Here is an 11,822-nt window from a genome sequence, read left to right as displayed (position 1 = left end):
CGTACGTCCGCTACCGGGTCACAAGGTGGAGAGCATGGTGGTGACGGTGTCGATGAGCTGATAGCACATGGCGATGATGGTGATGAGCCCGACCGACGCGAGCACGTTCTGCCACCAGTGGTTGCGCAGGCCGCCCATCAGGCGCCGGTTGTTCGCGAGGATCACGAGCAGGACACCCAGTAGCGGGGCGATCAGGACGGTCATCGCCTGTGCGGCAATGATCAGCTGCACAGGCGAAGTGCCCGCGGCGAGGATGGTGACGCTCGCGCCGAAGGTGAGTACGCCGATGATGCCCATCCGCACTCGGCTGGACGCGATCTGGTTCCCGAGCCCCAGACCGTCGGCAAGAAGCGTTCCGCCCGCGGTGGCGTTCGCGATCATCGCGGAGAGGGCGGCGCCGAAGAATCCGAGGGCGAAGATCGTCCGGCCGACCTCGCCGGCCACGGGCTCGAGGACGGCAGAGAACTGCTCGATCGTGGCCCCTGCGGGTCCGCCCTCGCCGGCGAGCGTTGCCGCGGCCGCGGCGATCACGAGTGCGGTCATGATGCCGGGGGCGAGGATTCCGGGGATCGTGTCGGCGAGCGTCGTGTCGCGGTAGTCCTCGGCCCGGAGGCCACGCTCGCGGCTGGCGTAGCCGCCGTAGAAGGCGGCGTTGAGGGAGAAGTTGGTGCCCACCAGGGCAACGATGAGGAGTCCGACGCCGTCCGGCACGGTGGGCACGACTGCGCCCTCGGCTACTCCCATCCAGTCCGGCTTCGTGACGATGGCCGTGACGATGAAGGCGGCCGCCATGAGAGCGACGATGGCGAGTACCAGCTTCTCGATCACCTTGTAGGCACTGCGCGTGAAGAGAATCGCGACGACGAGGACGCTGCATGCGATCGTCCAGATCACCGGGTTGCCGCCGAGCACCAGCGAGAGGCCGAGGCCGGTGCCCACGGCGTTCCCGACGGAGAAGCACAGCGTGATGCCGAAGACTCCGAGTCCGGCCGCGACGCCGGTGGGCTTACCGAGGGTCTCCTTGATGGTCGCCACGACGGAACCGCGTGAAGAGATGCCGATGCGGATGCTCATGTCCGCGAAGACGAGCATCAGCACGGTGGAGAGCACGATGACCCAGATCAAGTCGTAGGCGTACAGACTTCCTGCCTGGACGGCAGAGACGAGATTGCCCGGCCCGAACTGCCATGCGCCGACGATGAAGGCGGGGCCCATCAGCTTCAGCATCTGGAGGACTCCACGCCTGCGAGGCGAGGAGACGGGGTGGCGCGAGGCGCTGAGGGCGTCGGATGACACGGTGGCTGGTACATCAGTGGGGCGGGACATTGAAAGGTCCTCTCATCTCGGCACGTCCCCGAAACCAGCGGAGATGTGCGAAAGAACGCTCACGACGCAACTGGCGTCGGGCGGGACGGCAGCCGACCGTGACAGTCGCCATGATGCCGTCGATGGCTACTCCGCGAGAAGCCTCTGTCGGTGATGACGGGATGCGGAGCGCTGGGCGGCGAACTGGGGGTGTCGCCGGTCGTGTGGTGCGGGGTGGGTGCCGGCCCACGCGGGTTGCGGCGGGGCCGGCACCGTGTTGGGACAGCTCGGGTGCCTGAGGTCGGGCTCAGATGATGCCGGCGTGCTTGAGCGCGAGCGAGATCTCGCCCTGGGCCTCGGGCGCCAGTGGCAGCAGCGGCGGGCGTACGGCGGCGTGCTCGAGCTTGCCGCGCTCGACGAGGGCCAGCTTGAGTGCGACGGTTCCTTCCATGTGTGACCCGCGGTGATAGACATTCTTGGTGACCGGGAGCAGGGTGTCGTGGATGCGGCGAGCCTCGGGGTAGTCCTTCGCCTTGCCGACCGCGATGAACTCGACGAGCAGCTCCGGCGCGATGCCTCCGTATCCGACCAGCAGACCGTCGACATCGAAGATGGTGTGCAGCAGGTACTCGTCGTGGCAGCTCAGGATCTGCAGGTCCGGGAGCTCCTGGCGAAGGACAGGGATCTCGGTGTCCCAGCGGCGCATGTTGCGCACCCCGTTCTTCGTTGCGAAGACGCCGGGCTGGGCCCCGATCTCGAGCTGAGTCGCGAGGTCGTAGCTGGCCTTGGTGGCGTCGGGGTACTGGAACAGGATCAGCGGGAGGCCGGATTCCTCGTGCACGATGCGGTAGCGCTCCTGCGGAGCGCCTTTCTGGTAGCCGAAGCGCAGCCAGCCGTGCGAGGGGTAGAGAAGACCGGCACGTGCGCCGGCCTCGGCTGCTCGCTTGGCCTCGAGTCCGGCGACCTTGTCGCCCTCTCCGGTGATCCCGGCGATCACGGGTACGTCGCCGGCGTTCTCCACAGCGACCTCGATCACCCGCACCTGCTCCTCCGGAGTGAGGTAGGTGCCCTCTCCGGCGTGGCCCAGGTAGACGAGGCCGGTGATGCCGGGGATCGAGGCGTACCACCGAGTGAGTGAGGCGAGTGCGTCGTAGTCGACCTCGAGGTCGCGAGTGAATGGTGTGACGGGCGCGGGAGTGAGGCCGCGAAGGTCGAGGTTCATGAGCTGGGCTCCTCGTGTCTGAATCGGATGGGAACGTTAGCGGGAACGTTCCCATCCATGGTGTGTGACGGACCTCATAGAGTCAAGGGGCCGCTGAGAACTTTGCTTTGGGCGTGCGCCTACGGAGCCGAAAGGTGGGGGGCAGCCCTCGACCTTCGACTCGGGGGTGGGCACGAGGAAGCCGTCGACCCGGTGTCTTGTGGTCGAACCACGCGTCGCAGGTGCGGGTAGAGACGCGAGATGCCAATTGCGTCAGGGCGCGAGCCCTGGGTCGTCAGCAGGGTCCGCTGCTGGGCCGGCTTCGGCCACGGCCGCTGGTGCAAATGGGGAACTGCCGGACGGCTGCTCTGCTTGTCTGGTGCCCCAGGCAAGAGTCGAACTTGCGACCTTTCGCTTAGGAGGCGGCTGCTCTATCCACTGAGCTACTGGGGCATTCGCGAATATCTTGCCATGGTGACGGGTGATACTACGGTTTGGGGTTCGGTGCGGTGAGGGGTCAAACTTGGGGCCCTCGCGTAGGTTGAGTCACCGTCGACTCAACCCGAATCCCCCCAATGACCAGCGACGAGTGACGGTGATCTATGCCTGACGCCTCCATGCCTCCCCGACGTGGGGGTGCGGATTCAGGCTCCGGCGTGTCCGGATTCGAGTGGATGTACGGCGCCGACGAGCCTGAGAGCAACGAGTCTGGGGGGACTCATTCCGGCCGTGGTGCTCGGGTCGCCGACGTACCGACCGACCAGCCGTCGGTGGAGCCGGGCGGTGGCCGGCGAGCTGCGCGTCCGCAGTCCGAGTTCGTGTCGCCGCCGCCTCCCGGGCCTGGTTCATCGGGCGGTGGCCGCCGGGCTGCGCGTCCGGCCCGCCAGGAGCCGGCTCAGCCCGAGCCGCCCGCCGTCGAAGCACCGCGTGCGGAACCGGTGCGGCGGGAGCCGACCCGGGCGGAGCGCTATCAGGCTTTGGGCCGGGGGACTCCCGGGCCGTCGCCGGCGCCTGTCCCTCCCGCCCCTCAGGAGTGGAACGCCCCGGACGCGACGGCCGTAGCCCCTCCGCTGCGTGAGACGCCGCGCCCAGCGCGCCGAATACCTCCGCCGCCCGCCCCTGCTCCCTCCGCTGAGGAGACCGCGGTCGCGCCTGCGCCGGAGTGGTATCGCCAGGATCCGCACCCAGCTCCTCCCGCGCCCGAGGTCCCTGACCAGCAGCTCGCGCCGCCGGCCGCCCGCGAGTTCGACTGGAACGACCCCGGCGCGACCACTGTCGCGCCCCGGCCTGACCCGGCCGACCGGCCCCGAGGGCGTACGTCCTCACGCGATGAGCTGCACGAGGCCCGCCACGAGGCCTATCCCGCCCCGGGCCGCCGGGGTGCTGCGTACGCCTCGGGCTATGACGACGAGTCCTACGACGGCTATCCGCCCGAGGGTGGCTACCAGGAGCCGTACGCCCCCTACCCGGAGGACGAGCGCGAGGATCGTGACAAGCCGCGGGTCAGTGTGTGGCAGGTGCTCAGCTCGACCTTGCTCGTTCTGGCTCTGCTCGTCGGGCTGTTCACCGTCTACACCTACCGCAGCCTGCGGTCGAACATCAGCACCGTCAGTCTCGGCGAGAAGGCTGCTGACGTCGGCCCGAAGGAACCGATCAACATCCTCGTGATGGGTTCGGACAGCCGTGACTGCAAGGGATGTGGCGTCGACGGTGCGAGCGGTGGTGGTTCGGACACCAACATCCTGCTGCACCTGTCTGCCAACCGAAAATTTGCCTACGGCGTCTCGATCCCGCGCGACACGATGGTGAACCGGCCCTCGTGCAAGACCGAGGACGGAAAGACCGCCCCGGCTGAGTACGTGCGGTGGAATGCTGCGTACGCGGCGGCCGGTCCGACCTGCACGGTCGAGCAGCTGGAGTCCGTGGCCGGCGAATTGTGCGGTGAGAAGTGCGACATCACCGTCAACCATCTCGTCGTGGTCGACTTCGCGAGCTTCAAGGGCATGGTCGATGCCATCGATGGGGTCGACGTCTGCCTTCCTAAGGAGGTCGACGACAAGTACACCGGCGCTCACTTCGACGCTGGTGAGCAGAAGCTGACCGGCAAGCAGGCGCTCAACTACGTGCGCTTGCGGCATGGCCTCGGTGACGGTGGTGACCTTGACCGGTCCAAACGCCAGCAGGCTTTCATCGGCGCGATGGCGGCCAAGCTGCTCTCCGGCGACACCCTGTCCAGCCCCACGAAGGTGCTCAGCTTCCTGAACGCTGCGACCAAGGGCTTGACCATGGACGAGGGCCTCAAGGACAACCTCGACACGATGGCGAAGATCGGCTCCGGGTTCCAGAGCATCGGGATGGAGAACATCAAGTTCCTCACCATCCCCACGGTCGCCGATCCTCAGAACCCTGAAGCGACCGTCGTTCTCGATGAGGAGAAGGCGAAGAACGTCTTCAGGGCGATCGCGAACGACAAGCCGTTGACCAAGAAGATCGCCGCTGGAGCCTTGGACGCCGGAGAGGCCTCGGGCAAGAAGAGCAAGAGCTCGGGCGACGGCGACGCAGCTCCAGACGACACCGCGACCGACGGCGAGACGGCGGAGTCGTCACCCACTGACGAGGCCGGTTCCGGCGAGTCGGCGGACACCGCCTCGGGCAGTGCCAGCGCATCCGAGGAAGAGCTTGCCCAGATCGCCGAAGAGGCGAAGGCAGCACGCGAGCGTGCGGGACTGTGCTGATGGCTGAGGACACCTCACCTGAAGCGCCAGAGCCGGACGAACCGGAGGAGCCGGAGTGGAAGCGCAAGCAGAGGCTGGCGCGGATCTTCGGTGACGTACTTCCCGAGACGACCAGCGACGAGCGGGAGTCGTCGGCGGAGTCGGAGGAGTCGGCGTCGGATCGTTGGCTGAAATCGCAGGTGCCGCCTCACCACGGTGGGTGAGACGGCACCTGGGCGCGAATGCGTCAGCGAACGGCGATGCTGTCGCGGATCTGCTTGAGGATGTCGATCTCGGTCTCGCCCGGGTCGGGTTCCGGGAAGAAGCGCTCCTTGGCGTGGGTGTAGGGCTTCACGATCATGAAGTAGACGACCGCGGCCATGATGACGAAGGCGATCACCGCGGTGAACCAGTCGCCGAGGTGGACCCCGCCGGGCGTCCAACCGGAGAAGTCAGGCGTGCCGCCGAGCTTGCCGATCAGGTCCATGATCACCGTGACGGTGGCTGTCACCACCGAAGCGAACGCGGCGCCCATGATGAAGGCGACCGCTAGTTTGATCAGGTCGCCCTGAAGTAGGAACTTCTTGAAACCGCTCATTTCTTGCTTTCTCCTGTTGCTCATTGTGTGAGGTGAAGGAGACCCCGGATATGGCGTGCGTTGGCCGTCAGTACGCGAAGGTGAGGTAGCCACCCACCCCTGCTGATGTGACGTCCTCGACGCTGTTCTCGGCGACTCCGACGATGACCAGACGCCCCGCCGAAGTGTTCGTGACGCCAAACCCCTCGGTCTTTCCTTGTGCCATGGAATCATCGCGGCTCGGTTCCGCGCCTTGAGGGAGGCTGAGGATCAGCGTGTCGGTGGTGACCCGGGCGGTCTCGGCGGTGGCCGGGTCGGTGGCGTAGAGGTCGACGGTGTCGCCGACATGGAGCAGCCCGGCCATCTCGGCGTCTGGGAGCCGGACCGGGACGGCCACCAGGTCGGGGTGTCCCTCGGTCAGCTCGGGACCCACGAGACGTACGTCGGTGACGGGCTCGCCGCGCCGAAGGGGCGCTGCCAGGCGCTCACCGAGCGGCGCATCGGCGAGGTCAGCGGGCACGTTGGCGGGGTCGGTCGAGACGGCGGTGAGGTCGGCAGCGGTGAGGACCGTGCCGACCGGCAGATCTCGGGAGGCGACCGCCATCGTCGAGGTGTCGGGTGGGTCCGGCCGGGTGGCCGAGAACCCGATCGCGACCGCGGAGGCGGTCAGCAGGAACGCCAGCAGGCGTCGATGGGCGAGGACTCCGCGGCGTACGCGGCGGGACAGGGACGTGATTCGTGTGAACATGCGGGCACGCTAAGTCGCGCTCGCGATTCCCGCATCTCGCTATCCACAGCCCAGGTCAGATTGTGGATGACCCTGTGGATAACCCGCCGCCGCGGGTGGGTCTCAGTCCGAGGAGCTGGAGGCGGCCGGCGTCGGGGAGGAGGTGCTCGAGGACGACGTCGTCGAGGACGTGGAGGACGTGGAGGACGTCGTCGAGGAGGACCCGGACCGGGAGTCGGTGCGGTAGAAGCCGGAGCCCTTGAAGACGACGCCGGCGGCGCTGAAGACCTTGCGCAGCTTGCCGCCGCACTCAGGGCACTCGGTCAGCGAGGCGTCGCTGAAGCTCTGGAACTGGTCGAAGGCGTGGCCGCACTCGGTGCAGGCGTACTGATAGGTGGGCACGTTTCTCCTAGAACAGAATCTGGCACTCGACGGGCGCGACTGCCAATATTAGCGAACGCCTAGGAGAAGCGCTGCATTCCCTCCGCGCTCGCGGCCGCTCCGACCGCCCGGTCGTGCGCCTCGACCGGCACCGAGACGCCGATCTCCCACGGATAGAGAAGGACGCAGGTAAAGGTTCCGGCCGGCACCCGAGCCAGGACGCGGTCGTAGGATCCGCCGCCACGCCCCATTCGATGCCCACGTGAGTCGACGGCCAGGCCGGGGACGAGAACGACGTCAGCGCCGGCGATCGCGGAGACGCCCAACCGCTCCCCGCCGGGCTCCAGCAGCCCCCGAGGCGCCCGGACCAACTCTCCGTCGTAGGCGGCCCAGTCCAGGTCGTTGTCCGGCAGAAGACAGGGCAGGAGGATGCGTTTCCCGGCCGCGTCCAGCTCGTCGATAAGAGGTCCGGTGCCCGGTTCGGTGCCAATCGAGACGTAGAGCGCAACCGTTCCGGCGCTGCGTACGTCTGGAATATCAGTGACCACCTGCGACAGGGAACGCGCGAGCGAACCCAACCGAGGGAGCCCGATGCGCCCTCGGCTGGTCAGCAACTGGTCGCGTAAGGCAGTCTTGCGCCCCACGAAGTCAGCGGGGGCTGGACTATCAGAACCCGGAGGGGTGTGTGAACCCGACACAACGACAGCCTAGGCTTTCCTCTATGGGTAGCCCAGGTTTGGCCAAGGCAATGGCGAAGATGCGCGATGCCGGCGTAGATGACGTCGCGGTGCAGACATTCGCACATTACTACCGCCAGCTCGAGCACGGTGAGACCGGGATGATCCCGGAGGAGACCATCGAGCCGGTCGACATCCCGTCGATCAGCGACGCCGTGGTCACCGATGAGGAGGCGCACGCCGCCATCTCGACCACCGCGGTGATCAAGCTCAACGGCGGCCTCGGCACCTCGATGGGCATGGACCGCGCGAAGTCGCTGCTGTGCGTGCGCAAGGGTCTGAGCTTCCTGGACGTGATCGCCCGCCAGATCCTGCACATGCGGGAGAAGTACGACGTACGTCTCCCGCTGCTGCTGATGAACTCCTTCCGCACATCCGAGGACAGCCTGGCCGCGCTCGAGCGCTACCAGGACCTGCCGGTCGAGGGTCTGCCGTTGGAGTTTCTGCAGAACCGCGAGCCGCGCCTGCTCGTCGACAACCTGACCCCGGTCGAGTGGCCCAAGGACCCCGAGCTCGAGTGGTGCCCGCCGGGCCACGGCGACATCTACACCGCCCTGCTCGACACCGGGCTCCTCGACCTGCTCATCGAACAGGGCTACGAGCGGGTCTTCGTCTCCAACTCCGACAACCTCGGCGCCGTCCCCGACGAGAAGGTCGCCGGCTGGTTCGCCAAGTCCGGTGCCCCCTTCGCCATCGAGGCCGTACGCCGCACCCCGAGCGACCGCAAGGGCGGTCACTTCGCGCGCCGCAAGTCCGACGGCCGCCTCATCCTGCGTGAGACCGCGCAGACCCTGGACGAGGACAAGGTGGCGCTGCAGGACCTCAACCGCCACAAGTACTGCTCGACCAACAACATCTGGTTCGACCTCAAGGCGCTCAAGAAGGTCCTCTCCGAGCGCGACGGCATCCTCGGCCTGCCGCTGATCCGCAACGAGAAGACCGTCGACCCCGCCGACCCGAAGACCCCCAAGGTCGTCCAGATCGAGACCGCCATGGGCGCCGCGATCGAGGTCTTCCAGGGCTCGCAGCTGATCGAGGTCGGTCGCGACCGGTTCGTGCCGGTCAAGACGACCAACGACCTCCTCGTCCTCCGCTCCGACGTCTACGACATCGGCGACAACTTCGTGCTCGACCAGGTCGCCGACGTGGTGCCGTTCATCGACCTGGACGGCGACTACTACAAGTACGTCGCGAACTTCGACGAGCGCTTCCCTGAGGGCGCTCCGTCACTGCGCAAGGCGTCCTCGCTCACCGTCAATGGCGACTGGACCTTCGGCAAGGGCGTCCAGGTCATCGGCGCGGTCTCGCTCGACGGCGCCGACGCCGAACGCGTCGCGCCCGCGACAGTTCTCTCCGACTAGTGTTGGCGGGGTGACCCCCGCCGAGTACCGCGAGCGAATCCTGGCCGACCTCGAGCCGATGCCGGCCTACCCGCAGCCCTTGATGGACTGCCTCGGGCTGGCGGTGGCGGAGGACATCCATGCCGAGGTCGCGCTGCCGGGCTTCGACAACTCCTCGATGGACGGCTACGCGGTCCGCTACGCCGATGTCGCTACCGCCTCGGCAGAGGCTCCGGTGCGGTTGCCGGTGCTCGGTGAGATCGGTGCCGGGCAGGCCTCGCTGCTGGCGCTCCCGCCGGGTGCGGCGGCGAAGATCATGACGGGCGCTCCGCTGCCGACGGGTGCCGACACGGTCGTGCCGTACGAGTGGACCGACCGGGGCGTCGCCGAGGTCGAGATCCGGCAGACGCCGGAGGAGGCCCAGCACGTCCGCTACGCGGGCGAGGACGTCGCCAAGGGTGACCTGCTCATCCCCGCGGGCACGGTGCTCGGCCCGCGCCATCTGGGCCTGATCGCCTCCGTCGGCCGCGCGCAGGTGGCGGTGCGCCCGCGCCCCCGGGTCGTGGTGCTCTCGACCGGCACCGAGCTGCGCGAGCCCGGCGAGACTCTTGGCCACGACTCGATCTACGACGGCAACTCCTTCCTGCTGGCCGCCGCCGCTCGCCGGGCCGGCGCGATCGCCTACCGCGTCGGGATCGTCCCTGACGAGCCGCGGGCGTTCATGACCGCGCTCTCCGACCAGCTCGTCCGCGCCGACCTGGTGGTGACCTCCGGCGGCGTCTCGATGGGCGACTACGACGTGGTCAAGGAGGCGCTGACCCCGGAGGGTGTCTGGTTCGGCCCGGTGAGCATGCAGCCGGGCAAACCGCAGGGGTTCGGCCGGATCGGCGAGGAGCGGGTTCCGGTCCTCTGCCTCCCCGGCAACCCGGTCTCCTCGTTCGTCTCCTTCGAGCTCTTCGTGCTCCCGGCGCTGCGTCGGCTGATGGGCATGACCCCCGAGGCCAGACCCGTACGCCGCGCCGCCCTGACCCACGCGGTGCGCTCCCCGAAGGGCAAGGAGCAGTACCTCCGCGGTTGGTACGACGGATCCCGTGCCGGCGTGTCGCCCATCGGTGGGCCGGGATCCCACCTGATCGGGGACCTCGCCGGCGCCAACTGCCTGATCGTCATCCCGCCGGAGACGACCTCGCTGGACAAGAACGCCGAGGTGGACGTGATCGAGCTGGATGTGGAGTTCTGATGGCTGATCGACTCACCCACGTCGACGAGACCGGCGCGGCCCGGATGGTCGACGTCTCCGAGAAGGCGGTCACGGCTCGTACGGCGACCGCATCCGGGCGGGTGCTGGTCGCACCTGAGGTCATCGAGCTGCTCCGCGGAGAGGGCGTACCCAAGGGCGACGCGCTCGCCGTCGCCCGCATCGCGGGGATCATGGGCGCCAAGAAGACCCCCGACCTGATCCCGCTGTGCCACCCGCTGGCGGTCTCGGGCGTCAAGGTCGAACTGGGCGTCGCTGACGACGCCGTCGAGATCACCGCGACCGTGAAGACCACCGACCGCACCGGTGTCGAGATGGAGGCACTGACCGCGGTCGCGGTCGCCGGACTCACCGTCGTGGACATGATCAAGGCCGTCGACAAGCGGGCGGTCATCACCGATATCCGGGTCGAGACGAAGACCGGCGGAAAGTCGGGTACCTGGGAAGTCGGGCAGAGCCAGCGATGAGCCTCAAAGCGACCGTCGTCGTGGCCTCCAACCGCGCCTCGGCCGGTGTCTACGAGGACACCACCGGCCCCCTCCTGGTCACCTTTCTGGAAGATCTCGGTTTCGTGGTCGGTCCTCCCGAGGTCGTACGCGACGGAGACCCGGTCGGCGAGGCGATCGCCCGCGCGGCCGAGGAGGGGGCGCGGGTCGTCCTGACCACCGGCGGCACGGGACTGACCCCCACCGATCGCACTCCCGAGGTCACCCGCCCGCTGCTCGATCGCGAGATCCCCGGCATCGCCGAGGGCATCAGGGCGGCCGGAGTGGCCAAGGGGATCCCGACGGCGCTACTGTCCCGCGGTCTGGCCGGTCAGATCGGAGCGTGCGTGGTGGTGAACCTTCCCGGGTCCCGGGGTGGCGTGAAGGATGCGATCGAGGTCCTTCGTCCGGTGCTGCCCCACGCCGTGGAGCAGAGTGTAGGAAGCGACCATCAGTGACCGATCCCGGCTGGCCCGCCGTCCTCTCTCACGGCGCGGTGACCCTACGCCCGCTCGACCGCACCGACGCCAAGGCATGGACCGATGCGCGCCGCCGTTCGGCGGCCTGGCTGCACCAGTGGGACGCGACCGTTCCCCCGGGATCGAGCGCGCGGCCCACGACGTTCGCGAGCCTCGTACGTCGTCTTAGGCGTCAGGCCAAGCGTGGCGTGACCTATCCGTTCGCGATCGATGTCGACGGTGTTTTCGCTGGTCAGGTCACGGTCAACAACATCGTGCGCGGCTCCGCGCAGTTCGCCTCGATCGGCTACTGGATCGACCAGCGCTTCGCCGGACGCGGCGTGATGCCGCTGGCGGTGGCGCTGGTCATCGACCACTGTTTCACCGCCGCGCGGCTGCATCGGATCGAGATCTGCATCCGCCCGGAGAACTCCAACTCGCTCCGTGTCGTGGAGAAACTGGGCATCAACGAGATCGGATATGCGCCCCGATTTCTGCATATCGACGGTGCCTGGAGAGATCACCGTATCTTCGCGATAACGGTTGAAGAATGTCACCAAGGAATGCTGGCCAGGCTCGGTTTGTCACCTGAATGAGGCATTGACTCGGCGTGTCCTCCTGAAATCACACAAGTCACAC

General features: G+C 67.7%; 13 protein-coding genes and 1 tRNA gene. 7 read left to right on the top strand and 7 right to left on the bottom strand.

Features of this window, described 5'->3' with window-relative positions; all coding sequences use genetic code 11:
- Positions 1–18: 18 nt before the first annotated feature.
- The 3 genes from OH802_RS01050 to OH802_RS01040 form a co-directional block, all read right to left on the bottom strand.
- Complete coding sequence (locus OH802_RS01050) at positions 19–1,227, bottom strand: Nramp family divalent metal transporter (RefSeq protein ID WP_406024299.1); 1,209 nt, start codon at positions 1,225–1,227, stop codon at positions 19–21.
- Positions 1,228–1,612: 385 nt separating this feature from the next.
- A complete protein-coding gene (locus tag OH802_RS01045; RefSeq protein WP_406024297.1) occupies positions 1,613–2,527 on the bottom strand; it encodes a dihydrodipicolinate synthase family protein in 915 nt (304 codons plus the stop codon).
- A 356-nt stretch (positions 2,528–2,883) separates the two neighbouring features.
- Positions 2,884–2,959: transfer RNA gene (locus OH802_RS01040), tRNA-Arg, on the bottom strand.
- A 203-nt stretch (positions 2,960–3,162) separates the two neighbouring features.
- Between OH802_RS01040 and OH802_RS01035 the strand changes: the two genes are divergently transcribed.
- Together OH802_RS01035 and OH802_RS01030 are read left to right on the top strand one after the other, a co-directional pair.
- Positions 3,163–5,241 (top strand): LCP family protein, encoded by a 2,079-nt coding sequence (locus tag OH802_RS01035; protein ID WP_406024295.1) that lies wholly within the window; start codon positions 3,163–3,165, stop codon positions 5,239–5,241.
- Positions 5,241–5,444, top strand: a complete 204-nt coding sequence (locus tag OH802_RS01030; protein ID WP_406024293.1) for a hypothetical protein — start codon at positions 5,241–5,243, stop codon at positions 5,442–5,444. Before OH802_RS01035 ends, OH802_RS01030 begins: the two co-directional genes overlap by 1 nt.
- A 23-nt stretch (positions 5,445–5,467) precedes the next feature.
- On the opposite strand, the gene OH802_RS01025 is transcribed toward OH802_RS01030, so the two are convergent.
- From OH802_RS01025 to OH802_RS01010, 4 genes are all read right to left on the bottom strand, one after another.
- Positions 5,468–5,818, bottom strand: coding sequence for an MscL family protein (locus tag OH802_RS01025; RefSeq protein ID WP_406024291.1), 351 nt, complete (start codon positions 5,816–5,818; stop codon positions 5,468–5,470).
- Between the two features lie 67 nt (positions 5,819–5,885).
- Positions 5,886–6,545, bottom strand: coding sequence for an SAF domain-containing protein (locus OH802_RS01020; RefSeq protein ID WP_406024289.1), 660 nt, complete (start codon positions 6,543–6,545; stop codon positions 5,886–5,888).
- A gap of 102 nt (positions 6,546–6,647) precedes the next feature.
- Positions 6,648–6,926 carry an FmdB family zinc ribbon protein gene (locus OH802_RS01015; protein ID WP_406024287.1) on the bottom strand — a complete coding sequence of 93 codons (279 nt, stop codon included), beginning with the start codon at positions 6,924–6,926 and terminating at the stop codon, positions 6,648–6,650.
- Between the two features lie 59 nt (positions 6,927–6,985).
- Positions 6,986–7,549: a 5-formyltetrahydrofolate cyclo-ligase gene (locus OH802_RS01010; RefSeq protein ID WP_406024285.1), complete on the bottom strand. Its 564-nt coding sequence runs from the start codon at positions 7,547–7,549 to the stop codon at positions 6,986–6,988.
- A gap of 77 nt (positions 7,550–7,626) precedes the next feature.
- Here OH802_RS01010 and OH802_RS01005 point away from each other — a divergent pair, with 77 nt between their 5' ends.
- Genes OH802_RS01005 through OH802_RS00985 form a run of 5 tightly spaced genes read left to right on the top strand, consistent with a single transcriptional unit; the run spans position 7,627 to position 11,779 of the window.
- A complete protein-coding gene (locus tag OH802_RS01005; protein ID WP_406024283.1) occupies positions 7,627–9,003 on the top strand; it encodes a UTP--glucose-1-phosphate uridylyltransferase in 1,377 nt (458 codons plus the stop codon).
- Between the two features lie 10 nt (positions 9,004–9,013).
- Positions 9,014–10,222 (top strand): gephyrin-like molybdotransferase Glp, encoded by a 1,209-nt coding sequence (glp, locus tag OH802_RS01000; protein ID WP_406024281.1) that lies wholly within the window; start codon positions 9,014–9,016, stop codon positions 10,220–10,222.
- Positions 10,222–10,707 (top strand): cyclic pyranopterin monophosphate synthase MoaC, encoded by a 486-nt coding sequence (gene moaC / locus OH802_RS00995; RefSeq protein WP_406024279.1) that lies wholly within the window; start codon positions 10,222–10,224, stop codon positions 10,705–10,707. The genes glp and moaC overlap by 1 nt, the downstream gene beginning before the upstream one ends.
- Positions 10,704–11,183: a molybdenum cofactor biosynthesis protein B gene (locus OH802_RS00990; RefSeq protein WP_406024277.1), complete on the top strand. Its 480-nt coding sequence runs from the start codon at positions 10,704–10,706 to the stop codon at positions 11,181–11,183. The genes moaC and OH802_RS00990 overlap by 4 nt, the downstream gene beginning before the upstream one ends.
- Complete coding sequence (locus tag OH802_RS00985; protein WP_406024275.1) at positions 11,180–11,779, top strand: GNAT family N-acetyltransferase; 600 nt, start codon at positions 11,180–11,182, stop codon at positions 11,777–11,779. Before OH802_RS00990 ends, OH802_RS00985 begins: the two co-directional genes overlap by 4 nt.
- Positions 11,780–11,822 lie beyond the last annotated feature (43 nt).

This window comes from Nocardioides sp. NBC_00850 (assembly GCF_045207335.1).
Lineage (GTDB): Bacteria > Actinomycetota > Actinomycetes > Propionibacteriales > Nocardioidaceae > Nocardioides.
The sequence above is the reverse complement of the archived record's forward strand: the minus strand, read 5'-3'. Positions and strand labels throughout refer to the sequence as shown.